Below are 25,590 nucleotides of genomic sequence, written 5' to 3'. Positions count from 1 at the left end.
CACTAGGCAACTGACTATGAACATAGCATACATGAAAAAGCTGTATGCGCAAACAGTACTAGTAATTTATACAGTATTTTTTTTGGTCATCGCCAGAGCGCCTTCCAGAGCGTAAATTACCGCGCCATGTTGGACGGCCGCCCTATCTCCATCAATAAGTTGCATATCCGTTTTCAGATCACCCGCCGCTGTCGCCCAAGCAAACCATACAGTACCAACCGGCTTACCCGGTGTGGCACCGCTAGGGCCAGCAATACCACTGATGGCCACTGCGAGATCCGCCCCCGAAAGCGCCAATGCACCGCGCACCATTTCCACAACAACGGCTTCGCTCACTGCACCTTCTATATCCAGCGTTTGCGCGCTAACACCCAGTAGTTTTTGTTTGGCGACATTCGCATAACTCACCACGCCGTATTCAAACCACGCGGAGCTACCGGCGATGGCAGTAATTGCCGCCGCTACACCACCGCCAGTACAGGATTCAGCGGTGGCGATTCGCCAATCTTTAGCTGCCAACTGCTCACCGAGTTTTTGCGCCAATTCTTTTACCAACGTCGTCATTTCAATACTCCACAAGAATCAACAACCCCAAAAACAACAAACCCCGCAGATAGCGGGGTTGGAATGAAAAACAGGAGTAACCTGTATTACTCGCCGGAATCTTTTAGCAAACTGGTTAAGCCTTCAATGTCGGCGCGAGCTACAGCGCGCTGATCCAGCTTGGTACTTGCTGCCTCAGGGAGATCTGTATATTGGATAACGCCGCGATCCACCAATACGTTGACCACATCTTCGAGTACACGAACCAGTTCGAGGTCGGAAGAATGAAGGCTTTCCAAACGGGCCTTAACTTCTTCTTTAACTTTTAACCAATTGTGCAGCTCTTCACTTTCTACGGAAATAGGTTCGCTCATGCCATCAAAGGGGGCTGGCTCAACTCTGAGCAATTTGCCTTGTGCATCGCGCTGTACATAAACCATTGCTGTTCCCCGCCATCGCTTTGTTATAAGAATAAACAAGGATGTTACAAGGTTTCCCAAGCGAAGAATACCTCTGCGGTTGCCGGTACCGGACGACGGATTGCTACGCGGTTTGGCTGTATCAGGGTTAATTTCATGGGAGCGCGAATTAAAGCCGCTCATGAGCGCTAACCTCTTAGGGTCAATAAGCTAAAAAAGTGCCCGTACTACAAGGCGGGAAATGAAGACTTGCGTGTTTGGAGCTGTTTAACAAATCACGACAAGAGGCTGACCACGGCGAAGCGCGTGAGCTGCGCCTGTGCGACAACAGTTTGTGTAACCACAGCATAGTTGGACGCTTTACGTCCCTGAATATCAAATACGGCACCCGCAAAATTCAACGCCCATTGTTTTTCGTCCTGACTCTCTTGCTGGGCCAAAAACTCGCGAACATCCTCCTGCCGCAGGCTGATGTGTTGACGCAGACTGCTGATACGATCCAGCGCGGTAACCACCGAGTCCAGCAGCTGACGCAATTCACGGAATGACTCCTGTGTCAGGGCCGCGCTTAACTTCAAAAAGCCATCTTCAGTGGTCGGGGCGATACCGTTACCCAGTGCGGGGAACAGTTTGCCCTCCCCTTTCACTTTCAACTGTTCTTTGAACAGCTGCCAATCATTTTCCGGCATGGAAAACTTGAGCGCACCATCCGGATCTAACTCGGCGCGAATACCCACGCTGCCAAAACTACTGTTCAAGCGACGCAGTATTTGCTCTTCACTCATGCCTTCATCGAGCACCAGCGCGACCGGCTCCGGCAACGCGCGACCGGCAGTGAATAACAGTGTTTCTTTACCCGCGTGCCGAATGGTTTCCAGTGATTCCAACCCGTCAATCGTAAAACGGCTACGCAAGGGTTCGTTGAGACGCAACTTGAAATTGGCGTCCAGCGATTGGCCGGAACGTTTGCTGCGTTCAGCCAGCAAACTATTTGCCTGCTGCAAATGATGCGCAATAGTCTCGCGCTCACTAGCCGATTGTGGTGCGCTGAGCTGGCGGCTAATGCTCAGTTTCAACGTCGATAATTGCTCCGACAAATCGCCCAAATAGCGATCTGCTGCCTGCATGGAGGATAACTGCTGGTTAAGCTGAAGATTAAAACCCTTGCTGCCATCGGTACTTTTCTGCATGCGGGCTTCGCGCGCTGGCGGTTCCTGCGCAGCCTGACGCGACGTCGCTGCAGGAGCAACTTGCGGCCGCGCTTGCGCACGCGTGTCTAAGGCATTGGCGACAGGGTTTTGCTTGTCAATCTTCATCGCTATAGCTCCTCTGATTACAGCAAACTAAAGAGCGATAACTGATTAATTTTCAGATAAGTTTTCTGTGTTGCTTGCAGCGCCAATTGATAATTGTTGAGATCAATTGTTGCACCGGCGTAATCCAAATTGGACAACTCACCTTCAATTTTCTTGTTGACCAATGACACCTCATCATTGCTGTCGCTGAGCAGCGTCAAGGTATTTTGACGACCACCCAACTCAGTGACTGTCGCCAGCAACTGGTTATGGGTGGTATCCAGTTGGTTGATAGTGGTTTCAATTTGCGCACGCACCGCTGGGTCAGAAGCATCGAGCAGTGGATCTTTGAGTGTCGCAACCAAACCATGCAGTTCATTGAGCATATCCAGACCCGCGCCAAAGACTGAATGAGCTGTGACGTTCTCGGCCAGCAGTACACCATTGGCTACAGCGGCTTGGCGATGTTTGTCATTGCCAGTCACGCTATAGGTTTCGGTCGCCGTGTCGTAAGTCGCGGCGGGGGTATCGCTGAGCGTACCGGAGAACAGGTAGCGTCCCTCTTCATCGCGTACATTGATGGCACTGAACAGGGTTTTTTCCAGGTTTTCCAACTCACCGGCGATAGCGGCCAAGTCTTCACTGGTATTGGAACCATTCGCAGCCCATAACAGGCGATCGCGCACATTGAGCATGGCATCGGACATGGAGGTGAGGTTTGCCTCCTGGGTCGACAGGCTGCCGGACACGTTATCGATGTTTTTGCGATATTGCTCCAGGCTGGCCTCTTCGCGTTGCACACGCATAACCCTGACGCTGGCGATGGGATCATCCGACGGCAGTAACAAGCGCTTATTGGTCGCCAACTGCTGCATGATTTTGCCCAACTGCGCCGAATTACCATTCATTGAGTTATGCATGGTAGCGGTGATTTGTGCGTTGGTAATGCGCATGTTATGCCCCTTGAATCCTGAAAATAGTGAGTGCGTGCAGCGCCTTAAAAGGCAGCAAGCATGTCATCAAATAATTGGTTGGCAGTGCTGATGACTTTCATATTGGCCTGATAGGCCTGCTGGTAGGTCATGAGGTTGACCGCCTCTTCATCCAGACTGACGGCACTGACACTGTCGCGCTGGGCTTGTGCCTGCTGGGTCACCGTGGTGGTGGATTTCAAATCGGCCTGATTTTGGCGGCTATTGCTGGCAACCGTGCCCAGTAAGCTGGTGTAGGCATCGTTTAAAGTCACCGAACTGCCATTTAAGGTGATGTTTTGACTTTTGATAGCGAGTAAATCCAGTAGCACTTCGTTATTGCCGGTCTCGCCCGCCACCGAGGAAAAGGCCAGTTGCTCCGGGGTCAGATTATTAACCTTGAGCAGCTGGGTGGAACTGGTGGGGTCATAGCTGAGCAGTGGCTGACCGGGGTTACCAGCCAAATCAAAACCGGTGACCAAAATATCATTCACTTTTTGCGCAAACTGCGCGGCCATTTCATGCAGGGCCTCCTGATTCGGGCGCAGCTCGCCATATTCAGCGTCGTACAAACCGCCAAACGAGCCGCCGAAATTATCCTGTTTAAGCGGAAAACTGGTGCCTAAAAAGGACAGGGATACCTGCTGTTCGCCCGTCGCCAGCAGCGACACCTGCAATTGACCTGCAGAGATACCCGCCACCAACGGCTGGCCATTGGAGAGCGTAACGCTGAGTGAGCCATCGGGCACTTCATTGACACGCAGCGATGCATATTGACTAAGGTCTTGTACCAAGCTGTCGCGATGGTCGCGCAGCGCGGTGGTATCGCCTTTAACGGCTTCCGCTTCAATGATTTTTTTATTGAGCTTGGCGATGTTATCGGTCAGACCATTGATGGTCGTCACCATGGCCGTGCGCTGTTCGTGCAGGGCTTGCACCTGAGCATCGATATTGCTGCTCAAACCGTTAAAACGCTGGCTCATATTGCCCGCTTCAGCAACGACCTGCTGGCGTAACGCAATCGAGTTGGGCGTGGCGCTGGCCTCGCTCAGGGCGGCAAAAAACTGATCCAAACCCACACTGATACTGGAGCCAGTGCCAGACATTAAACCTTCCAGCGAAGTCAGGTACTCCTGCCGACTGGCGTAGTAATTTTGCTCGGTAGTGGCGCGCCAGAGCTGTTGATTTTGGAACTCGCTCGCCATACGGCGAATACTGCTTACCTCTACCCCGCCCCCAACGTTTAACCCGCCGGGCCCGGCAAGGGACTGGGTAACGGTATTCAAACGACTGAAACCAGGCGTGTTGACGTTGGCGATATTCTGCCCGGTGGTGGCTATGGCAACCTGGGCGGCGCGCACACCACTGAGGGCGATTTGGTTGAGAAAACTCATATCGTTAACCTTGTCTGCCATTATTCCCGGGCTGGTTTAGTGAACCTGCGCAGGGATGTGGAATTGGCGTTTAAATTTTCTGTACTTTCTAATTTCTTAACTTTCCTAATCTTCTTAACTTTCTAATCTTCTGTACTTTATTTGTCAGTTCTCTGTGTTAGGGCGACCGGAATCGGGGCGGACTTAAATCGTTCCTGCCCCGGAATCAGGGGTAAAACACTTGCTGCCGCCTGGTCTTGCTTGAGGCTTGCTGACTGCCCTAAATCCGCCAGAATTTTGCTGGTGTACTCACGGGTTTCCTTAAACGGAATCTGCCTGACCCAAGCCGAAACACTGATGTCGCCAATGCGTGGATCGCCGTGGCGCTCCAGCCACTCATCTACCCGCGCCGGGCCAGCGTTGTAAGCAGCTACGGCCAGCGCTTGTTCGCCGTCATAACGTTCCAGTAGTTTCGACAAAAAGGCGCTGCCCAATTGTTTGTTGTAATCCGCGTCGCGAGTGAGGCGCCCCAGATTGAAATTTACACCTAATTCCTGCGCCATTTGGCGGGCGGTATCGGGCATCAACTGCATAATTCCCAACGCACCTTTGGGGGATACTGCATCCACCTGCCCGGCCGATTCCTGTTTGATCACACTGTCCACCAGCGCCTTAAAGCCGGTTGAACCTTTATTCCAGACATTGGCCAGGCTATCCACACTGCGCTGCCAGGTACTGCGCAGGGAATCCATGCTTGCACTGGAGCGCTCGGGTAAAGCAGCGGCGCGCGCGGTTTCGCTGGCTTCATCAAGAGTATCCAGTTGATTGGCCTTGCCCGAGAGTTGCTGCACCAATAAATCGGCAATACCGGTTTGACGCTTGCTGGCAAGGGTATCGGCGAGCATGCCGTCGTAAAAATCGCGCATGGTGTCCAGCTCGCGGCTGCGCATAGGGTTATCGGCGGCGAGTACATCGCCCGCTTTGCGCATTTGCTTGAGCACTTGTTGTAAAAATAAAGCTTCGAACTGCTCGGCGGCCGCTTCCAATGCGGAGGGCGAGGCAGCGATAGCATTGCTGCTTGCCGAAGTATTCGCGGAGTTGTTGAGGGAGACGATACTCATGGCGGGTCCTTAAATCACTATCAGCTCGGCGTTCAGTGCACCCGCCTGCTCCAGCGCTTGCAGAATGCTCATGACGTCATCGGGTGTGGCGCCAAGGCTGTTGACGGTATTAATAATGCTGTCCAGGCTGGCGCCTTCCGGCCACTTGAACATGGCATTGGCCTCCTGGCTGACATTCACATCGGAATTGGGCACCACCGCGGTTTGCCCACGGGAAAAGGCGCCCGGCTGGCTGATTTGTGCTGTTTCATTGATAGTGACAGTAAGCGTACCGTGGCTTACCGCCGCCGCCTTCACCCGCACACCTTCGCTGACAACCACGGTGCCGGTGCGGCTGTTGAACACCACTTTGGGCCGTGTGCGGCCAGTTTGGACTTCCAGGCCTTCCAGCATGGCGACAAAACTGGTGCGCTGATTCGCAGCACTCGGTGCCTGCAGGGCAATGCGCGTGCCGTTCAGCGCAGTCGCGATACCCGTGCCAAATTTGGCGTTAATGGCATCGACGATTTTGGTTGCGGTTTGGAAACTGGGCTCACGGATGTTGAGGGTGATCTCTTTGCGTTCGGCGAAATCTGTTGGAATCGCGCGCTCTACTGTGGCACCACCGGGAATACGCCCGGCGTTGGCGGAGTTAATCGCCACACTGGAGCCACTATTGCCCTGTGCATTCAAACCGCCAACCACCAAAGCGCCCTGTGCCAGCGCATAGGTTTCGCCATCCACCCCCACCAGCGGGGTCATGAGTAATTGGCCGCCACGCAGGCTTTTGGCATCACCCAGTGAGGACACAGTGACATCCACCGTTTGACCGGGGCCATATGACGGCGGAATTGACGCCGTGATCATTACCGCCGCCGCATTCTTGAGTTTTGGGTCGATATTCGGCGGCAGGTTGATGCCAAACTGCTTGACCATATTGACCACTGACTGACTGGTGAACTTGACCTGATTTTTATCGCCAGTACCGTCCAAGCCCACCACCAAGCCATAACCGATTAGCTGGTTGGGGCGAATACCTTCAATGTCCACCAAATCCATCAGCGGCACTGCCTTCACAGGCAAACACAACAGTGCGACAAGAATGAGGAACGACCAGGAAAAAAAGCGCATGAACAGAGTCTCCACTTACAGGGGGAACAAAGGATGAGTGAAGAAACGGGTCAACCAACCAGCCGAGTTGCTGTCGTTCAACGCGCCGCGACCAGCGTAGGAAATGCGCGCATTGGCGACGTTTTGCGATGAAATCTGATTGTTGCTGTTGATGTCTTCCAAGCGCACCAAACCACTCAGGCGGATATATTCATCGCCCTGATTTAACTTCAATGCCTTCTCGCCTTTGACCAACAAAGTGCCATTAGGCATAACCTGATGCACCGTCACCGCGATGGCGCCGCGCAGGGTATTTTGCTGGGAACTGGCGGCGGAACCGCTGAAGTCACGCGAGCTGGATAAAGAGGATTCCAGATCCGGCACTGTTGAACCGAATACGGTTGGCACGCCCATGCTCACATCGGAGGATTTACCGTAACTGGTGCCCGCGCTTTTGCTGGATTGGGTCGATTCATCGAGCACGATGGTGAGAATATCGCCCACACGCAAGGCGCGTTTGTCCTGCAATAGGGAGCCTGTGTGCCCCGTGCGAAACAGCCCGCCGCTGGTGGCTGCCGGTTGGCTGTAATCCAATGCGGGCGGTTGGTAATCCACCCCATCGTCATCATTCATCGCCGCTTTAAAACGCTGGCAACCAACCAATGAAAACAGCATAAAGGCCAGCACCAGCAGCCGTGTCACAGCGACAGAATATCCACGCATAGTCAGAATCACACTGTCTGGTTGAGGAATTGCTGCATGCTGGATGACGCGTCCAGCACCTTGGCGTTGGCTTCATAGGCACGCTGGATGGCGATCATGGATACCATAGCCTCCACCACCTGCACGTTTGAACCTTCCAACACACCCTGCTTGATCAAACCCAAACCCTCTTCACCCGGCACACCTTCTACCGGTTCACCGCTGGCGACGGTTTCTTTGTAGAGGTTGCCCCCCAGCGCCTCAAGGCCAGCCGGGTTTACAAAGTTAGCGAGGGTGATTTGGCCTAGTTCGACCGGATTGGTATCGCCCGGCAATACCGCCGTAACTATGCCGTCGCTACCTACGGTGAAACGGCTGGCGCCGGTGGGCACTTCAATCGCGGGAATCAAGGGCAAGCCCTGGGCATTCACCACTACCCCTTCGGCATTCAACTGCAACTGGCCGCTCTCGGTGTAAAAGGTTTCGCCAGAAGGCGACTCCACCTGAAAGAAACCGCTGCCGATAATCGCCAAATCCATCGGCTGGCCAGTGGTTTGGACATTGCCTTCGGTAAAGACTTTTTGTGTGCCCGCCACGCGCACACCGCTACCGAGCTGAATACCGGAGGGCACAGTATTGACCTGATCGGCCTGGGCGCCCGGCTGTAATTCAATGGCGTAGAACAAATCCTCAAACACCACGCGGTCACTTTTAAAACCGGTGGTATTCACGTTGGCCAGATTGTTGGCCACAGTGGCCATGGCCTTGTCTTGCGCGGCCAGGCCGGTTTTGCTTACCCACAATGCTGAACTCATTGCACTATTCCTCTTGTTTGCTCTTTTTAAACGCCAAGTGCTGGCATTAGCTGCCGCGAATCATGCGGTTGCCCGCGTTGGAGATGTCCTCCGCGGCTTTCATCATTTTCACTTGTGTTTCAAACAAGCGATTGAGGCTCATGGACGCGACCAATTGATCAATCGCTGAGACGTTGCTCGATTCCAGATGACCAGACACCAGCACCACGGCATCGCTAACCTCTGCCGGTGCACCGTTTTTGGTGACCAGCATGCCGCTGGCGTCTTTCATCAAGTCAGCGGCGGCGACATCCACACGTTTGATGCGATCCACTTCTGCCATCAGGGTTTCGCCTCTGGGCAGCACGGAAACCACACCGTCAGAACCGATATGAACCTTGTCGTAGTCCGGCAGCACAATAGGGCCGCCCTCGCCCATCACTGGCCGACCATTGATGGTCAGACGCAGCTCGGCATCCACCTGCATATTGCCGTTGCGCGTGTAAACCTCAGCGCCACCGTCATCCAGGGCGATCAAACCTTGCCCTTTCACGGCGAAATCCAGATCGCGCCCGGTGGTGATCAGCGGGCCGGGCGTCAGATCAACACCGTTGTTCTGCGCCAGCGCCATATGGCGGCTGTCGTAGCCATAGCCATCCACACTGACTGCTTTGGCCTGTTCCAGATCCGCGCGAAAACCGGTAGTGCTAGCATTGGCGAGGTTATTGGCGCGCACTTGCAGCGAGAGCTGGGTGCGACTGGCGGCGGTCATAGCGGTGTATCCCAAACGATCCATAGTTCAAACCTTTTGTGGCTGGAGTGGTGCCCGGTAAACGGCAGATTAAATAGCGCCGAAGAGCACTTGCGTCAGTTCTTTATTGGTCGACAACACCTTGGTATTGGCTTGGTAGTTGCGTTGGCTTTCCATTAATCCCACCAATTGCTGGGTGAGATCCACGTTGGAGTTTTCCAGCGAGCCAGTACGTAGCTCACCAAAAGCACCGATACCGGGGATACCAATCAGTGGCGAGCCAGATTCAGAGGTTTCACTCCAGCGCGTACCACTTTCATTTTGCAAACCTTCCATGTTGGCGAAAGTTGCCATGGCGACCTGACCTTGCAGCAGGCGCTCGCCATTGCTGTAGTTGGCGTAGATTTTTCCGTCTTTTTCGACCGCAATACCAATCTGCTCACCCGACGCATAACCCGAAGGACGGTTGGTGGTTACCACAAAGTTGGAGCCGGATTGGCTGGAGCGGGTGTAATCAATTGCAATGGTCATAGGCTCTACACCGGGCGGGGCGTAGTTGACATTCACTGGCGTCGCCGCGGCAGGTGTAGTCAGTTGACCGCTGGTGTTAAATACCAGCGCTTGGGGTGCCCCCAGCGATACACCGTCGGCGTAATAGTGTGCGTTCCAGTTATTGTCTGCGGTTTTCACAAAGTACTGCGTCAGGGTGTGCTCTTTACCCTGTGAGTCAAACATCTTGCTGGTGTAAGTAGAATTGAAGGTGTCCGCATTGGCGGGATCAAATGGCGCCAGCACCGGCACGGTTTCGTTGGCATCCAGGTTCATCACAAACGCCAGCGAGTCAGTCGCGCGCGCAGGCAGGTTGGCATTTTGTAAAGCCAGATTGCTGATGGTGCCTACCTGCAGGTTGTTATTGGCATCCACGGGATAACCCTGCAGATTCTGGCCGAGGGTATCCACAATCAGGTTATTTTTGTCAGTGCCGAATACCCCGGCACGGGTGTATTGCATATCACCGGTTGCGCCTTTGGTCATAAAAAAACCACCACCGGCAATCGCCAAATCCAATTCACGGCCAGTAGACACCAGCGAACCGCCTTTGCTGATGCTTTGGGTCAGGCCGAGCACTTCTACACCCATCGCCTGACTGTCGGCATAAATGCTGCCGAATTCCGTGCGCGAGGATTTAAAACCCGTAGTCCCCACGTTGGCGATATTGTTGCTGATGGTATCCATTTGTTCGGTGACGGCGCTCAGGCCAGTCAGGGCGATATTAAAGCTCATAGCAGTTACCTTTTATCCAATAGGTGATGAGGAGCGCGATTAGAAACGCAATGAATCACGCGATTAATAACTACAGCAGCCCGGCAACAGGCGTCTGGCCAAATTCAGTGATCCGGTAAAACGGCACGGCACCCGCACCGGCCACATCCAACACCGGGCCATCGGCACTCACGCGCACGTGGGTCACCAAGCCCGACACTTCAACACGCGGGAATTCGCCGGAATCAGTAGTCGCTTCAACCTTGTACTGGCCGGGAGCCAAACCCAGCGCGGTCGGGTCTATTTCAAACGGCACCGAGCCGGCACTTTGCGCGCCCAACGGAAGCTCTTTTTTCACCCCATTGGAATCGGTCAGGGTGATCAGGGTTGCGCCTGCCGCATGCGCCAGATCGAGCTGGCCGCGAATAGGCGACGAACCCACCTCAAGGCTATCTACCGATACCTTGACCTCCTGCCCCACCAAACCGGAAGCAGTCAGGGTTTGCAGGTTGTCCAGCAATACCAGATTGCTTTTGCTCAGCTCGGTCATGTTTTCCATGCTCTTCACCTGACTCATGGCGGAGAACTGGTTGAGAAACTCGGTGCTGTCGACCGGCTTGGTCGGGTCCTGATTCTGGATTTGTGCCACCATCAAACTGATGAAGTTGTTCTCCATCTGGGTGGCATCGCTGACATTCACCGTGTTCGCCGTCACCTGATCGATGCTGTACGGATTGGATACCGTGTTGTTAGTAACCGTCGCCATTACGACTCTCCTAATTTGAGCAGGCCCTGTTGCATGCCTTTGATGCGATTGAGCACTTCCACGCTGGTTTCAAAACTGCGTGTGGCCGACATCATGTCGGTCATCTCTTCAATCTGGTTGATGTCGGCATAAAACACATAGCCATCGCGGTCAGCGAGCGGGTTATCGGGTTCATAGCGACGCTGGGGTTCGCGCCCGGCGCTGATCACATCCAACACCTGCACATGGGCACCGCCCAAACCAACACCGCGGGTGAGCTGGTCGTTTTCATAAATCGCCGCAAATACCGGCTTGCGCGCCTGATACACATCTTCTGCGCGGGTGGCGGCGGAATCGGCGTTAGCCAGGTTACTGGCGATAGTGTTCAAGCGAACGGTTTGGGCGCCCATGGCAGAACCGGCAATTTTGTAAATCGATTCAAATGCCATGGTTATCGCCCCTCAATCGCTTGTTTAAGGCCGCTGAATTTCATGGTGAGAAAGGTCAGGCTGGTTTGGAAATCCATGGAGTTTTTGGAAAAAGCGGTCTGCTCCAGGCTCAAGTCCACCGTGTTGCCATCCAGCGCCGCCTGCATGGGAATGCGGTATTGCAAAGCAGGACTCGTAGGCTGATCCGCCGCCCGTGAAATGTCGCCAATATCGAAGGGGGAATCAGCGCGCTGTAACTCGCGGGCAAAGTCGATATCCCGCGCCTGAAAACCGGGGGTATCCTCATTCGCCAGGTTAGCGGCGAGGATTTCACTGCGCTGTACGCGCAGATCCAATGCGCGGGCGTGCACGCCCAAGGCCTCATCAATCCGTATACTCATCGTCCAAAACCTCTGCTCATCACCTAAAAACTTCGAAAGGGGTGTAGATGGCACAGCTTTAGCAGGAACCATGCCCAGAGCGAAAACAACCTATATCAGATTGATTTTATTGGACTTTATGAAAATGAACGGCGCACAAATTACGCGACACCTTCCGCATTTAGGCCCAAGGGGAAATACAGGCGGAAGCACCACTTCCCCCCATTGGTTGCAGCTGATCGGCTTTTGTTTATTCCTGCTGGCGTTACCGGCAACCAGCAAGGCCAGCACAACAATCAACCAACAAGTTGACCAAGCCATTCACCAGCACCTGAGTGCATTGATGCGCCCGAGTGCGCAACGCGAAAACTGGCAAGGCATGCGCATCGCCCACACCAGCACCCCGCTGGGCAGCACACGCACCCTCGCCACTTGCAGCCAAGCGCCCGCAGTGAGCGGCGGTGCGGCGGACAGCTATCGCCAGCGCCTGACCATCACCTGCCCCGACCAACCCGGTTGGCGCATGCAGGTCGCTACCGAGATGCAGGTATGGCTACCGGTATTAGTGGCAGCACGGGTTATTGATCGCGGCCAAGTGATTAGCGCAGCAGATGTAAAAAGGCAGGAAATCGATATAGGCAAAGCGCCACGCGGGTTTTATCACCACCCCAAACAAGTCGCTGGCATGGGAGCCAAACGCCGCATTCGCGCCAATCAGGTACTAAGCCCGGGCTTAATAGCCCTCCCCCTCGCCGTAAAACGCGGCGACAAAGTAAAAATTGTGGCAACCCAGGACGGCATTAGCGCATCCATGAGTGGTGAGGCGATTAGCAATGCGGCGGAGGGAGAAGTGATTAGAGTGAAAAATTTATCCAGCGGAAAAACCATCGACGCAAAAGTTATCGCGCCTGGGGTGGTGACGAGTATTTTTTGAAGGAGAATTATCTGAATGACTCAGATACTTGCTTCATAGTTAAATCCACAATCTAAGTTCAAAACGCGAAAAAATGACTTTTTCGACATATCAGGTACAAAGCATTCTATATACTAACGGTCATTTTATTACGACCACCCTCACCAAGGTGTGGCCATGGAGTGAAAAACATAAAACTTAGCAATGATCAGAGATGGAGTGGATAAAAGTGAAAAAACAGGTATGGATTGTCTTTACAAAAAGTGAAGCATTAGATGGCTGTAGTATTGACGTAGATGGATGCGATTTTTATTTTTCCGAGGCTTATGTTCCCGTTGATGGTGAAGAATTTGGCGTTACATCATTTGAATCAATTTTAAATCGCGTAAAAAAATTATTATTTGATGAAAAATTAGTATTAACAGATGTATCGAAATGCTTGCGCTACAACGAAGGTGAATGGGGTTCTGATTCAGACATGGAAAAATCAGCACATTTACTTGCAACAAGCGCGCTTTATTCGGGCGATATAAAATTCAGCAGTTTTAGGTCAGAAGAAATTGAAGACATTTACAGATATCAACACAGCATCTACGAAAAAAATATCTAAAAGATAAGGAAATAGAAAGATGACAAATCAAAGTGGCGCCACGACATTAGGCGAAGGCCAATACGAATTTAAGACCGATGTAAATCTGATATTCGGAAATCAACGTGTAGAGCGAAGTCACGTACTAAGAACCAGCGCTTACAGTATATCTATTTGGAAAACTCGCAATCCCGGCATTGGGCTTTCACCATTTAAAGATCGAACTTCGAGCGTCACCAAGGAAGCTTCGATTATCGACAAAGAAATATGGGTTTTTGGCATCAATGCCACCTCATCACAAGATATTGTTAACGCAGTAAAACTCGCATCGCGTTACTACAATACAAAACCGTCTGATATTTTGAGTGACATTTACGCGAAAAACTTAAACGATGATCGTGAAGCTGACATGGCTAATGAAGTTCTTATACGCGCCAACAAAGCTCTATATAGTGATGTTTGCAAGGCTTTGGTGGATGCAGCAAAACTATTAGGAATTTCTAATCAACTTAATTTTTATGTTTTCAGTAAAAGCAACAACCCAAAAATACCTCAGCCAGACCTGATAGAAGCTCTAAAGACTGGCGGTGCAAGCTCGGCCGCCACAGATGATCATAAACCACGAGTCTCTGTGGGTAATAATTTAGGCACTCGGAGCGTACAACAATTAACGAACTTTCATTTAGCCAAACTAAAATGCTACGCATAACAATTGAATCCATGACGTATCACTCCTGCTTTCCGCGGCCTACTTAAATTGTAAGCCGCCTTTTTTATCGAATAATACTTTTATCTTTCACTTTATATGAGCAAGAAGAGCCACCACTTGATCCATAAAGGCTGCGAAAAAAGCAATAAATCACATCATCCTCTAAATTAACATCATCCAGACCTAAACTAGCCGATTCTCCATTAAACAAACTATTTACACTCAATTTTAATGCTTGATTTTTACTATTATTGAATTTTAAATCGACTGCAAGTCCTCCATTGTTAAAAATCCAACACTCAATCGTTCCATCCGGCTGCTCAATAATATTAAACGTCAGATTCGGGGTAGCAGCCTCTGAAGCATGATGCTTTCTTCTCTCATAATCCTCCACTGAAATATTGAGAGTTTTAATCGCAGCTTGCGCCTGCTGCTCAGAACATTCAGCCAATTTTTTAGTTTCCGCCACTTGATTTGCCAATTCCTTTTGCTGCAGCAATAATGCTTCTGTATTTAACTTTAACTCTTTACCTTGCTGGAGATAACCAGCCACCAACCAAATCAACGCGAGAGGCGATACAGTCCCAGCAAGAAAGTCACCAATTGCGTTTGGCTCCATTCCCGCAAAATCACTGCGCCGGCCATACACCACACAACCAATAACACCAAGCCAAACAATGGTCGCCACCCACGCACCACAACTCACTTTGCTCATACCTGAACCCTTATTTAGGTTAAAAACCGCTACACCTCACAACAAATCATCATTTTACACATCAAAATGAAAATGCACCGACACCAACCTAACTTTTCAATGACAAAATCGATTGTCATGGCTCGCATATTAGCTGGCATAAATACAAACAATTATTGCAGAACATGCAGATTCTGAAATTGTTAAACTTTAATTCTAATGATAAATTTGTACGTGCCGATACACTCGTCCTCTTTCAAAATCTATTAAGCGTTTTTTCGCAAAGATATCAAATTCACCAAAAGAAGGCAGAGTAGTACCAAGCTTCTCTTGATATACTGATTTTCTGTACCGTAAGATTATTTCTATAAATTCATTTTCGGGGATATTGTTTTTATTTGACAATAGCGAGTAGTAAATAGCGCCCTCTGGCGTTGATATCTCACTGCAAACATCTTCGACGGTCATCCAGACAGAGTGTCTCCATGTCAAGAAACTAATATCCTGCTCTTTTTCTCTTGAGAATATGTTATACATTTCACTGTATTTGATATCTGATCTATTCCTTGCAGCATTTAGAAGTAATTTTCTTACTTCTTCCTTTCTCTCTTCAATTGCAACGGGGTGACCATTTTCAATTATTATCATAGTTAATTTTCACTCTAGCTTTTTTAATTTAACAATTTATTAAACACCCCAAAAAACGCATTCCCAAAACACCCATCGCAAAACATTATTTTGCCCATGACAAGCGTCTGCTTCTAAACCACTCGCCTTGGCGATGGGTGCAATTAAAGACTATCGCAACGTTTGGCGCCAGTTTGAATTACGGGCTATTACGGCGCTGCAGGAACCGGTGATTCGACCGGGTTGCTTGCTCCCTTCCTAAAAAATTTCCCTTCGATTTAAGTCCCGCGTTGAGGCGGTCGCCCTAACCTTTCAGCAGGCAAACATGGCCAGCTTCGAAACAGGTTTTTACATTCACGTTTTACTTAGCACAGGAATACTCCCATGGCTCTGTCGATTCATACCAACTATTCGTCGTTGATCACTCAGACCAATCTGAGCAAGACCAACAATGCCCTTGGCACTAACCAGCAACGTCTGGGTACTGGCTTGCGTATCAACTCTGCTGCTGACGATGCTGCAGGTTTACAAATTGCTACCCGTTTAAACGCACAATCGCGCGGCATGGAAGTGGCTATGCGCAATACTGGCGACGCGGTTTCACTGTTGCAAACAGCGGAAGGTGCGTTCAATGAAATGACCGATATCATGCAGCGCATGAAGGATCTGGCAACCCAGGCAGCGAACGATACCAACAGCACGGATGACCGCACCGCACTGCAAGCGGAATACGACGAGTTGGGTAATGAATTAACCAACATCATTACCAACACCAAATACGCTGGCGAAGCGCTGTTTGCCGCCGCTGGTAAATTCACTGCTGCAATGACCTTCCAAATTGGTGCCAGCAGCGCGGAAACCCTGTCATTGGATGCCAGCGGCGAACTGACTGATGTGACTGATGCGATCACCACCATCAAAGCCGAAGTACTGACCGATGCCACCACTTCCGGCAGCGCAATGGATGAGTTGGAAACCGCACTTAATGCAGTAGGCACTATGCGCGCCCAGTTCGGTGCCAACATCAACCGCCTCAACCACACATCCAACAACCTGGCCAACATGAAAGACAACACCGAGATGTCCAAGGGCCGTATTTTGGATGCCGACTTTGCCAAAGAAAGCGCCAACATGAGCAAAAACTCCATGTTGATGCAATCCGGTATTTCCATGTTGAAACAAGCTGGCCAAATGCCCGGCATGGTGATGTCACTGCTCGGCTAAAGACCAATAGAAATAGCGCTAATGCTGGAAATATTTTGCGTGTGTCACCTTAAGTTAATGGACGATTTCGTCGCCTTGATGGTGTAGCAGGCAAATAAACCAGCAACAAAACCGATTTTTATTTTCACGCTTTCTTAGCACAGGAATATTCACATGGCACTGTCAATTCATACCAACTACTCCTCGTTGATTACCCAAACCAACCTGAGTAAAACCAACAACAGCCTTGGTACCAACCAACAGCGTTTAGGCACTGGCCTGCGCATTAACTCAGCGGCTGACGACGCGGCTGGTTTGCAAATTGCCACGCGTTTAAATGCCCAATCACGCGGTATGGAAGTGGCTATGCGCAACACGGGTGACTCAGTTTCCCTGCTGCAAACCGCTGAAGGTGCATTCAATGAAATGACCGACATATTGCAGCGTATGAAAGACCTTAGCACCCAGGCATCGAACGCCACCAACAGCGGTGCAGATCTGATTGCCCTGCAAGGCGAATACGATGAGTTGGGTAAAGAAATGGCCAACATCATCAAAAACACCAAGTTTGCTGGCGCCAACCTGTTCAGTGACGGCACGCTGGTAACGGGTGCTGGCGGTAAATTCTCGGCGGCAATGGACTTCCAGATTGGTGCCAGCTCCGCAGAAAAACTGACCCTGAACGTGAGTGCCAAACTGACTGCACTGGGTACTGCACTGGCAGCCGTGTCTGACACCTACACCACTGCCGGTACTCCCGGTGTGGAATTGGCCACTACCCAGGTAGCCACCACTGCAGTGAACACCAACGCCAACGGCAACATCACTCTGGTTGAGACGGCGCTGAACTCGGTAGGTGAACTGCGCGCCTTGTTTGGTGCCAACATCAACCGCTTGAACCACACCGCGAACAACCTGGCAAACATGAAAGATAATACCGACATGTCCAAAGGTCGTATTGTGGATGCCGACTTTGCCAAGGAAAGCGCCAACATGAGCAAAAACTCCATGTTGATGCAATCCGGTATCTCCATGCTGAAACAAGCTGGTCAAATGCCAGGTATGGTGATGTCACTGCTCGGTTAATAGCGAGCTGGGTACTCCCGCTTAAACGCCCCGCTTGTCGGGGCGTTTTTGTTTGTCACCAAAATCAACGTATGTGTGCGATTTGTTCTGCTGTTGCTCTTTTTTATAGCTAAACCTATAAAAATTAACGAGTTTTACTGAGTAGAAACTACTAAATGGAATAAATTGTGGTAAAAACGGCGCTATGATTGGCGCATCCGTTTATTGACGCCAGAAAACCGTCTGCCACTTTTTGAATTCACATCTGTATGGAAATGACCCTTAGCGAGACCAGCATTCCTGCGCGCGGCGAAACCAGCGCAACTACACCGCCCGAGCGTCAGACCCGTGTGACTATCAAAACGGGGAACGCCGATTGCCTTGCGTTCTTTTACCCCTCCCTCTATCAGCTCAGCCTGTTTAAGGCTGGCACTGAAGAAAAAATTGACCTGGGGTTTTCCGGCAGCCGCTTGCTTGAGCGATTGTTGCAAACACCAGGAGAAGTGATTGCACGCGAAGAGCTAATGAGCCACGCATGGGCAGACAGGGTTGTAGGTCAAGGTAGCCTGAACCAGCAGATCTACACCCTGCGCCAAATTCTGGGGGATGAAAAAGAGCGGGAAATCATCCAAACACTTCCCCGTCGCGGGTATATGTTGAACCCCAAATACATAGAGGCAACCACCAGTATTGGTATTGCTGATCAAGCCGCCGTAGCGGCTGCCAGTCCTGACCTGAATCCCCCGCTGCCGAATGCTGTCGTTAGCCTCACCAGCATAAATCCATTGGCTAACGAACAACAAAACACTGGCAATAACCTCTGGCGCTCGCGTTTGTCATTGCTGGCGGGAATTGGGGTCTTGAGTTTATTTGGCATGCTGTTAGTGCAAAAACAAACACCAGCAACCAACCTTGCAGGCAACTTGAACCTGACCTACGCACCGGAGCAGCCGGGGCAGCCGGGGCAGATGGTCCAGTTAGTGCCTTTGGGGGAAACACTTGGCACGCGGGTAAAACAACTGACCGATGAGCCACTACAGCTGGTGCTGGGGTTGCACAACGATGTGTTGACGCTGGTATGCCTACACACCGACAGCGGCGCGCGCAGCCTGCACATACCGGTAGATGGAGTGGCGCAACTGACGGAAGCCGACCTCGCGCCTTGCCTTTGATACTAGAGGGATTGCGTTGTGCCTGTGTCGGCCTTAGCGGGCACAATCAACTCCGCCTGCTGACTTGAGTAATCAACGCGGGTTTGCTGATCACCAAAAATCTCGCGGTATAGCCCCTCCGCTTTAGCGGTTAACAACAATATTTCAATCCGCCGATTGGCACCGTCCTCCGGTGTCTGCGGGTGCAGAGGCATAACATCTGCCTGCGCCGCGACTTGCAGTACAGCACCGGGCGCCAAACCCGACTCCACCATCACCTGCCGTGCGCTCAAGGCGCGGTCACCGGAAAGATTCCAGTTGTTATAGCCATTTAGGCGTTTATAAGGCGTGGAGTCGGTGTGGCCACTGATAATCAGTTTATTACCCACCTGCGCCAACACTCCGGCAAGGCGCTGCAACAGCAGGGCAAAATGCGGATTCAAACGATCACTCCCGCGCTCAAACATAAAGCGCTGCTGATCGTCTTTAATCAAAATGCGCAAACCCTGGGGTACAACCTGAATTTCAATATTGGCTTGTGCGTCCAATTGCAGGGCAAGGGATTGCATCAAACCCGCCAATTCTTTCAGCTCAGCCGGGCTGCTGTATTTTATTTGCTGGTGATGAGGTACCTGCTGGTGATCGGTGATTTGCTGGTGATCCTTGATCGGCTGGTGATTTATATTTTGAGATGTCGCATCCGGCACCTCTGGCTTATTGGGCTGGAGCGGAATGCCTTCCAGCTCAAGCGGGGTGCGACTATTGCCATCAAATACCCCGGCACCACCATCCACCAAGGGATTGGTGAGTGCTTCCGCCGCCGTGCTTTGCTCAAGGTTCTGCGGAGTGATAACCCAGAGCACCATAAATAGCGCCATCATCGCCATAGTAAAATCGGCAAAGGCCACCTTCCAGGCACCACTATGGCTTTCGTCGTGATTACTTTTTTTGCGGCGTTTGACGATAACTTCAGAATCTTTGTCGCTACGCTTTTTCATGCCGCGTCCCTTTCATCCTCATAGCGGTTAACCCAGGTTTCCAACAGGCGGAAAGCGGGCTTAACGTCCTGTTCGATCAGTTTGCGGCCCGCATCCACGGCCAGCAGGGTTGGCTTGCCCGCCAAGTGGGCGACCAGTGTGGTGCGCACGCATTCCAGAGCGGAAAGTTCGGTTTTGACGCGCTGGCTCATGGAGTTACTCAAGGGCTCCATCACGCAGTAGCACATGAAAATCCCCAAAAAGGTGCCCACCAGCGCCGCCGCCACATGAGCGCCAATTTCAGCCACTGAACCACCAATATTGCCCATGGTAATGATGATGCCCATGATCGCCGCGAGAATACCGAACCCGGGCATAGCTTCGCCGATTTTGTGCAGCGAGCGCGAAGGCTGGAGCAACGCATGCTCCATGGCATCCAACTCCTGCTCCAAAAAACCTTCCAGTTCATGGGCACTGATCTTGCCCATGGCCATCAAGCGGAAGTTATCGGCAATAAATGCCATGAGGTTGCGCTCTTGCAGAATCAGCGGGTATTTGGCAAATAATTCACTCGCTTCCGGTTCCTCGATATGGGCATCCAGTGCTTTAAGGCCACCTACGTCCACCATTTCCAATAACTCGTAAAGACACATAAGTAACTGGCGCTGGAACTCTTCGCCGCGGCGCTCAAACACAAATACACCTTTAATTTGTGCGCACATTTCCACCAGCACTTCTTTGGGATTACCGACCACCAAACTGCCGATACCCGCACCCAAAATAATAAGCACTTCAGCCGGTTGCCAGAGCATGGCCAATTCGCCGTGCGCCATGGAGTAACCGCCGAGCACACAGCCCACAATAATGAATGCACCTATAACTTTTTGCACAATGGCCTCTCTCTGTTTCCCGTTAGCTGCGTTCCCGCAAAAAGCGGCTGGCTTTGGTGATGGCTTGTTTACTCAATTGGCAGACCCGCGCGTCGGTTAGATCCAACACCAGCGCGATTTCTTTCAAACTCAGTTCTTGTTGGTAATACAAAATTAAAATCAGCCGCTCGCGCTCATTTAATTCCGCCAGCGCTTGCGCTAACAGCCGCTCGGTGATTTCCCGCTCCTCCAGCCCCGAACTGCCATCGGCAAATATTTCCGGGCCGTTAAGCAATAGCTCATCCAAACTTTCGATGGCCTCACAGGCATCGGCCTGTAAAAAGGCTTGGTAATCTTTTTCACTCAGGCCAGTAAATTTCATAATTTCCGCATCCTGCGGCGCGCGCCCTAATTGCCGCGCTAACAGGCGAATGGCATCGCGGATTTTATGAGCCTGTTGGCGCACCTGGCGCGGGCGCCAATCCTGCCGGCGCAGTTCATCCAGAATCGCGCCGCGAATACGCAACTTGGCAAAGCTGCCAAAGTTTTCATCGGGTGTGCCGTAGCGACGCAGGCTTTCCAGCAACCCCATCAAGCCGATTTGCTCCATGTCGTCGCGATCCAGCACCTGACTTGCCTGCAGCGACAGCTGGCGCACAATGCGTTTCACTAGCGGCAAGTATTGAATCAGCAACTGCTGCTCAAGCTCGGGAGCAAACGTGGGCGCCGTGCTCTGACCGGCGAGGTAATCAAAATCGATGGCGCAAGTGGCGTTCATACAAAGTCCTATTGCACAACCAGTTTGCTAACCAGTACGTGGTCAAAGGGCTGCACCACCTGACGGCTGGCAAAATCCGCCAGAACGACTTCTTCCAACTTCGCCTGCAGCTCGGTGATGGGTAGGCCGCGCAGCTGGTTAAATGTCATGGCCGACAAATGCGCCACCACTGAATTGCGTACCATGGGGTCAATTTGTTGCAACTTTTTATCGTCGGTATCGCTATTGGCTTGCAGCACCAAATCCAGCACAAAGTAGTGTTCGCGGCCATCCCCCGGCAGGCTCACAATAATTTTCTGGATCGCAAAAAACTTGTACTCCTCCGCTTTGCCGGTCTTGGGCGCTGGCAACGCGCCGGTGGCCGGAGTGCTCTCCGGTGCGCTGGCGACAGGTTGATTCAATAACCGGAAGTTGAGATAGGCCGTCGCTGCCACTGCCAGAGTATTCACTACCAAAACCGCCAAAATAATTCGCTGCATCAACATAACCGCGTCTGCCCTTTTCCATTGACTAAAAGCATTTGTTAAAAAATTCCGCGCTGATGAACACCAGCGCGAAGCGTTAAACCGTAATCAATACATCGCGAGCCTGGCCACTTTGCCCGCGTGTTTTATCGGTTGCTGGCTGGCCGTTGACCTGAATTATTTCCTCCGCCACAAAACGTGATGCGCTGTGACGGGATTGCTGCTGACCGGATTGTCCCTCGCTAGAGGTCTGCACATTCACCTGGGTAAATTGCCCGCCCGCCAATTCCTGGCGCAAACGGTCGCTGGTCTGCTGCAACAGGCGCGCTACATCGGCCTGACTGGCGTTGATCTGCACATTGAGGCGACCGGATTCATGACTGAGGAAAATCTCCAAACTGCCCAGCTCCGGCGGGTCCAGCCGGATGGTGGCATTCTGGATACGCTGCTGGATTTGCACCTGCACCTGATCGCGCAGAGTGTGCAACAACTGCTCACCCCATTTCGCCTCGGGTGTAGGCAGTTTTGCGCTTGCCTGGATACTGCTGTCCTGCACCGCTTTATCGCCCAGAGTAAAAATACTGTTGCCCGCTGGGCTGGCTGGACGATCAACAACCGGGCTAGAGAATTCTGCTGTTGCGCTCGCCAACAGCGGCGAATCCACCAGCGGTACTTCAGCGCCCTGCTGCGCCAAGTGCGGCACCGACGGCGGTATTGGTTGTTGAAGTGATTGTTGTAACGATTGTTGTAGCGATTGTTGTAACGATTGTTGTAACGATTGTTGTAACGATTGTGGCGCCGCTTGTTGTTGTGACTGTTGCTGTGACGGCTGTAATGACAGCTGTACCTGGGCTTGCCCCAACGATTGCTCAGATGGCGCTAACGCCTGCTCTACTGAATGGGCTGCTGCACCTTGCAGGCTAGCCGCTCCCGCCAAACTGGCAGGCACCGGCCCGGTTGCCGTTCGAGCCATCCACAAGGCAGGGTTGGTGGCTATTGTTGCGCCGCTGGAATTGATGTTGGACGGCGATGCTGCCATCGCCCCACTTATACCGCCCGATGTCTGGGGTAGAACTTCCGCTGGCGCCAATGGCAGTGGTGCCAGAGCCGGTGAATTAGTTGCTGCAACGGTGGCCTGCGTATCCCCCTGAGGGCTTGGCATAGCGCGCACCTGCAGTTGTACTTGCTGCTGTTCAAGCGCCTGTTGTAACCACTGCTCCGCATCTATTTCCAGCGCAGCTTGTGGGTCGCCAGTGGCTGCCCCCAAAGTGGCGTCCGGCAGTGATTCGGCGCCCTCTTCAGCACTGCCGCCAGCCAATAGCGCGGCAAATACCGGGTTGTCACCCGTAAGTTGGCGCGTGTCAGCAGTAATTGCACTGGTATCCGACGCCGTGAGTGGCGCGTCGCTAACAGTTGCAGCGGCGGTAGAAGAACTCAGCGATGACAACATTTATCTCTCACCTTGCAACAAATCGGTACGCAAGTAGGCCGAGCGGCCCTCGGCATAATCCATATGGTTTATCAGCAGCTGGCGCAGCTGCTCACAAGCATTGGCGTAGGCAGGCAATACCCGCGCATACAACTCGTGCAATTGCGTTTTAAGTTTTTGCAATTCAGGGCTGGGCGATTCAACCGTCGCCAACTCCGCCAGACAGCGGCGAACCTGCAAATCAACCTGCCCCACACGCTCCCAGTCCTTGGCGCGCAGGGCTTCCGTTAGCTGTTCACCCAAGGTAATCAGTTGCAGTTGCTGGTAGCGATCAGCGGCGTTGGGCATTGACACCGTCCCAGCCTTCGCGGATTACCCCGAGCAGATGAACCACCTCCTCCAACCCTTCCAGCGACAGGCTCACGCTGACATCGGACAGGCGATAAATGCAGTAGTCGTACAAGCGCGATAGCCCCTGCACCACTTCGCCGCCATTGTCGTAATCCAGTGCGCTGTTCAGACCGTTGAGGATATTCAGGCACTTCTCCAGCGAGCGCCCTTTCTCCTGATAGCGTTTGGCTTCAATGTGGCCGCGCGTGCGCGCCAACTCATCCAGCAGCCCGTCAAACAACACCAGTACCAGTTCATAAGGCGATGCGGTGGCGGCTTTCGCCTCCAAATCCACAGAGCGATAACTGTCGTAACTTTCATTGGCGAGATAGGGATTGTTCATCAAAACATACCGAAGGTTTGTTCCATGGCCGACATCGTCTGCATCATGCTGGTGTACTGCTTCAGATAGCGGGCATAGTAGTTGTCGTATTGTTTTTGGATGCCATCGAACTGGTCATCCACCCGGCTGAGCATGGAGTTCAAACTCTCCTTGCGCGCCTTCATCAGGTTGTTGGTACCACTGGTGTAAACCGCGAGATTTTTGTCGATGCTATCGAGCAAGGCATCTTTGCTGTTAAACAGTTTGTCCAGCCCTTCCGGGTTGGCAGCAATCGCTTTTTCAAAGCGCGCGGCATCAATGGTCAAATTGCCGCTACGGTCGGCGGAGATGCCAAAGTCGATCAAACTAGAGCCGCCAAAGCTGGTGCGCAGCAGCTTGTTCAAGGTGGACTCCACCGAGCGGATACTGGAATCGCCCGCCAATACACCGCGCTCACTGGATTCGCCGCCGCTCGCGGTCAGCGAATCAAACGAGCCCAGCAACGTATTGATGGCAGTAATAAAACTCTGCACATTGTCTTTGGTGGCTTTGTCATCGCGCCCCACCGTAACCGACAGCGGCTGCTCACCCGTGTTATGAGCCTTGGTAAAGTTCAGGCTTACACCATCGATAATATTGTCGAAATTATTGGTGGCATTGGTCAGCAACATGCCCGTTTCACCACCGAGCAAAACTTCTGCATCTTTGGCCGCACTCAGTTCGCGTCGGCTGGTCAGCGCCGCATCAAACGCGCCGCCACTGGTGCCCGAGGTAGACACACTAATCGCATTAGCCACACCGGTTTTTTCACTGGCGAGCACCAACGAAACCGTACCGTTACTGCGCACCAGGGTCGCTTTTACGCCGCTGTTGTCGGTCGCGCCATTAATTGCCGCCGCCACTTCCGCAAGGGAGTTACTGCCGTTGCCATCGCTGTCGATGCTGCTCAGGTCGATATTGAAACTGCTGCTGCCCTGACCGATGGTCAAGGTGCCACTGGTATCCACATCGGTATCGCTCAACCCCTCAATCGACACCTGATGGGCGCTGGCAAGCTGCTTCACAAAAAACTGGTAATTCCCGGCAATCGCCGCAGTGCCGACGGTTGCGCTGGCATAACCTTCACTGCTGAAAGTTGCGCTATTGGTCAGCACACTTTTGTTGGTGCCCTTTAAACTTTTGATACTGGAACTGAAGGTTTTCAGCGCCGTTTCCAGCGAGGTAATCGCCGTTAACTTCGCTTTGTAATTCGCCTCATTGCGATTCGCTTTCGTCAGCGCGGACTGCACCTCGTAATTCGCCAACTGGGTCGCCATGCTTTTAACGTAATCTGAATCTATCGCCATTGCAGTTCTCCTCGCGTGGGTTTCAGCAATATCAATGCCAACACATAACCTATTGTTTTATATAGGATTAATGAAAAAACATGCAGAAAAATTACTTCCGCTTAGGCCAGCGGAAAGAACAGGAGGAAAACCCGTTTCCGCATTCACTCACACAGAGCCCAATGCTTTACACAGGCGACAAAAAAACTGC

The 25,590-nt window shown here is 52.1% G+C and carries 30 protein-coding genes; 6 read left to right on the top strand and 24 right to left on the bottom strand.

What is annotated here, in order from left to right; translation table 11 throughout:
• Positions 1-66: 66 nt before the first annotated feature.
• The 14 genes from O59_RS05925 to flgB form a co-directional block, all read right to left on the bottom strand.
• On the bottom strand, positions 67-564 hold the full coding sequence (locus O59_RS05925) for a CinA family protein (RefSeq protein WP_007640548.1): 498 nt from the start codon (positions 562-564) through the stop codon (positions 67-69).
• An 86-nt stretch (positions 565-650) separates the two neighbouring features.
• On the bottom strand, positions 651-983 hold the full coding sequence (locus O59_RS05920; RefSeq protein ID WP_007640547.1) for a hypothetical protein: 333 nt from the start codon (positions 981-983) through the stop codon (positions 651-653).
• Between the two features lie 254 nt (positions 984-1,237).
• Entirely contained in the window at positions 1,238-2,278 is a 1,041-nt protein-coding gene (locus O59_RS05915) for a hypothetical protein (protein WP_007640537.1), read from the bottom strand.
• A 17-nt stretch (positions 2,279-2,295) separates the two neighbouring features.
• A complete protein-coding gene (gene flgL, locus O59_RS05910; RefSeq protein ID WP_007640536.1) occupies positions 2,296-3,210 on the bottom strand; it encodes a flagellar hook-associated protein FlgL in 915 nt (304 codons plus the stop codon).
• A 44-nt stretch (positions 3,211-3,254) separates the two neighbouring features.
• Complete coding sequence (gene flgK, locus O59_RS05905; RefSeq protein WP_040391604.1) at positions 3,255-4,622, bottom strand: flagellar hook-associated protein FlgK; 1,368 nt, start codon at positions 4,620-4,622, stop codon at positions 3,255-3,257.
• Between the two features lie 137 nt (positions 4,623-4,759).
• Positions 4,760-5,722 carry a transglycosylase SLT domain-containing protein gene (locus tag O59_RS05900; protein ID WP_007640534.1) on the bottom strand — a complete coding sequence of 321 codons (963 nt, stop codon included), beginning with the start codon at positions 5,720-5,722 and terminating at the stop codon, positions 4,760-4,762.
• A 9-nt stretch (positions 5,723-5,731) separates the two neighbouring features.
• Positions 5,732-6,832 carry a flagellar basal body P-ring protein FlgI gene (locus tag O59_RS05895; RefSeq protein WP_007640532.1) on the bottom strand — a complete coding sequence of 367 codons (1,101 nt, stop codon included), beginning with the start codon at positions 6,830-6,832 and terminating at the stop codon, positions 5,732-5,734.
• A 15-nt stretch (positions 6,833-6,847) separates the two neighbouring features.
• Positions 6,848-7,534 carry a flagellar basal body L-ring protein FlgH gene (gene flgH, locus O59_RS05890; RefSeq protein WP_007640530.1) on the bottom strand — a complete coding sequence of 229 codons (687 nt, stop codon included), beginning with the start codon at positions 7,532-7,534 and terminating at the stop codon, positions 6,848-6,850.
• Positions 7,535-7,542: 8 nt separating this feature from the next.
• Positions 7,543-8,328 carry a flagellar basal-body rod protein FlgG gene (gene flgG, locus O59_RS05885; RefSeq protein WP_007640529.1) on the bottom strand — a complete coding sequence of 262 codons (786 nt, stop codon included), beginning with the start codon at positions 8,326-8,328 and terminating at the stop codon, positions 7,543-7,545.
• 46 nt (positions 8,329-8,374) lie between these two features.
• Positions 8,375-9,103, bottom strand: coding sequence for a flagellar basal body rod protein FlgF (locus O59_RS05880; protein WP_007640527.1), 729 nt, complete (start codon positions 9,101-9,103; stop codon positions 8,375-8,377).
• A gap of 45 nt (positions 9,104-9,148) precedes the next feature.
• Positions 9,149-10,342: a flagellar hook protein FlgE gene (gene flgE, locus O59_RS05875; RefSeq protein ID WP_007640526.1), complete on the bottom strand. Its 1,194-nt coding sequence runs from the start codon at positions 10,340-10,342 to the stop codon at positions 9,149-9,151.
• 70 nt (positions 10,343-10,412) lie between these two features.
• Positions 10,413-11,087 (bottom strand): flagellar hook assembly protein FlgD, encoded by a 675-nt coding sequence (gene flgD, locus O59_RS05870; RefSeq protein ID WP_007640525.1) that lies wholly within the window; start codon positions 11,085-11,087, stop codon positions 10,413-10,415.
• Positions 11,087-11,515, bottom strand: coding sequence for a flagellar basal body rod protein FlgC (flgC, locus tag O59_RS05865; protein WP_007640524.1), 429 nt, complete (start codon positions 11,513-11,515; stop codon positions 11,087-11,089). The genes flgD and flgC overlap by 1 nt, the downstream gene beginning before the upstream one ends.
• Before the next feature lie 2 nt (positions 11,516-11,517).
• Entirely contained in the window at positions 11,518-11,895 is a 378-nt protein-coding gene (gene flgB / locus O59_RS05860; RefSeq protein WP_040391603.1) for a flagellar basal body rod protein FlgB, read from the bottom strand.
• 70 nt (positions 11,896-11,965) lie between these two features.
• On the opposite strand from flgB, the gene flgA reads away from it, so the two are divergent.
• The 3 genes from flgA (at position 11,966) to O59_RS05845 (ending at position 14,085) form a co-directional block, all read left to right on the top strand.
• Positions 11,966-12,808: a flagellar basal body P-ring formation chaperone FlgA gene (flgA, locus tag O59_RS05855; protein ID WP_050976979.1), complete on the top strand. Its 843-nt coding sequence runs from the start codon at positions 11,966-11,968 to the stop codon at positions 12,806-12,808.
• A 208-nt stretch (positions 12,809-13,016) separates the two neighbouring features.
• On the top strand, positions 13,017-13,397 hold the full coding sequence (locus O59_RS05850) for a hypothetical protein (RefSeq protein ID WP_157152495.1): 381 nt from the start codon (positions 13,017-13,019) through the stop codon (positions 13,395-13,397).
• 19 nt (positions 13,398-13,416) lie between these two features.
• A complete protein-coding gene (locus O59_RS05845) occupies positions 13,417-14,085 on the top strand; it encodes a hypothetical protein (protein WP_007640518.1) in 669 nt (222 codons plus the stop codon).
• A 64-nt stretch (positions 14,086-14,149) separates the two neighbouring features.
• On the opposite strand, the gene O59_RS20930 is transcribed toward O59_RS05845, so the two are convergent.
• Both O59_RS20930 and O59_RS05835 read right to left on the bottom strand, forming a co-directional pair.
• Positions 14,150-14,800 (bottom strand): hypothetical protein, encoded by a 651-nt coding sequence (locus tag O59_RS20930; RefSeq protein ID WP_007640516.1) that lies wholly within the window; start codon positions 14,798-14,800, stop codon positions 14,150-14,152.
• 195 nt (positions 14,801-14,995) lie between these two features.
• Complete coding sequence (locus O59_RS05835) at positions 14,996-15,427, bottom strand: hypothetical protein (RefSeq protein WP_040391602.1); 432 nt, start codon at positions 15,425-15,427, stop codon at positions 14,996-14,998.
• Between the two features lie 363 nt (positions 15,428-15,790).
• Here O59_RS05835 and lafA (O59_RS05830) point away from each other — a divergent pair, with 363 nt between their 5' ends.
• The 3 genes from lafA (O59_RS05830) to O59_RS21335 all read left to right on the top strand — a co-directional run bounded on the left by lafA (O59_RS05830) (position 15,791) and on the right by O59_RS21335 (position 18,846).
• Positions 15,791-16,630: a lateral flagellin LafA gene (lafA, locus tag O59_RS05830; RefSeq protein WP_040391600.1), complete on the top strand. Its 840-nt coding sequence runs from the start codon at positions 15,791-15,793 to the stop codon at positions 16,628-16,630.
• Between the two features lie 153 nt (positions 16,631-16,783).
• Positions 16,784-17,695, top strand: coding sequence for a lateral flagellin LafA (gene lafA / locus O59_RS05825; protein ID WP_007640512.1), 912 nt, complete (start codon positions 16,784-16,786; stop codon positions 17,693-17,695).
• Between the two features lie 248 nt (positions 17,696-17,943).
• Entirely contained in the window at positions 17,944-18,846 is a 903-nt protein-coding gene (locus tag O59_RS21335; protein WP_007640510.1) for a transcriptional regulator, read from the top strand.
• A gap of 2 nt (positions 18,847-18,848) precedes the next feature.
• On the opposite strand, the gene O59_RS05815 is transcribed toward O59_RS21335, so the two are convergent.
• From O59_RS05815 to fliD, 8 genes are all read right to left on the bottom strand, one after another.
• Positions 18,849-19,823, bottom strand: coding sequence for an OmpA family protein (locus tag O59_RS05815; RefSeq protein WP_007640508.1), 975 nt, complete (start codon positions 19,821-19,823; stop codon positions 18,849-18,851).
• A complete protein-coding gene (gene motA, locus O59_RS05810; protein ID WP_007640507.1) occupies positions 19,820-20,692 on the bottom strand; it encodes a flagellar motor stator protein MotA in 873 nt (290 codons plus the stop codon). Before motA ends, O59_RS05815 begins: the two co-directional genes overlap by 4 nt.
• 22 nt (positions 20,693-20,714) lie before the next feature.
• Positions 20,715-21,449, bottom strand: a complete 735-nt coding sequence (locus tag O59_RS05805) for a FliA/WhiG family RNA polymerase sigma factor (protein ID WP_007640506.1) — start codon at positions 21,447-21,449, stop codon at positions 20,715-20,717.
• Between the two features lie 8 nt (positions 21,450-21,457).
• Complete coding sequence (locus O59_RS05800; protein WP_198284766.1) at positions 21,458-21,928, bottom strand: flagellar basal body-associated FliL family protein; 471 nt, start codon at positions 21,926-21,928, stop codon at positions 21,458-21,460.
• Between the two features lie 82 nt (positions 21,929-22,010).
• Positions 22,011-23,363 carry a flagellar hook-length control protein FliK gene (locus tag O59_RS21815; protein ID WP_007640504.1) on the bottom strand — a complete coding sequence of 451 codons (1,353 nt, stop codon included), beginning with the start codon at positions 23,361-23,363 and terminating at the stop codon, positions 22,011-22,013.
• Positions 23,364-23,696 carry a hypothetical protein gene (locus O59_RS05790; protein WP_157152494.1) on the bottom strand — a complete coding sequence of 111 codons (333 nt, stop codon included), beginning with the start codon at positions 23,694-23,696 and terminating at the stop codon, positions 23,364-23,366.
• The gene (fliS, locus tag O59_RS05785) at positions 23,674-24,075 is read right to left on the bottom strand and encodes a flagellar export chaperone FliS (RefSeq protein ID WP_007640497.1); all 402 of its coding nucleotides are present in this window, start codon (positions 24,073-24,075) and stop codon (positions 23,674-23,676) included. The genes O59_RS05790 and fliS overlap by 23 nt, the downstream gene beginning before the upstream one ends.
• Positions 24,075-25,400, bottom strand: coding sequence for a flagellar filament capping protein FliD (fliD, locus tag O59_RS05780; protein WP_007640495.1), 1,326 nt, complete (start codon positions 25,398-25,400; stop codon positions 24,075-24,077). Before fliD ends, fliS begins: the two co-directional genes overlap by 1 nt.
• Positions 25,401-25,590: the final 190 nt, after the last annotated feature.

Source organism: Cellvibrio sp. BR, assembly GCF_000263355.1.
In the GTDB taxonomy this organism is placed as follows: Bacteria; Pseudomonadota; Gammaproteobacteria; order Pseudomonadales; family Cellvibrionaceae; genus Cellvibrio.
Note: the sequence above shows the minus strand (reverse complement) of the source record. Positions and strands in the feature narration are given on the sequence as shown.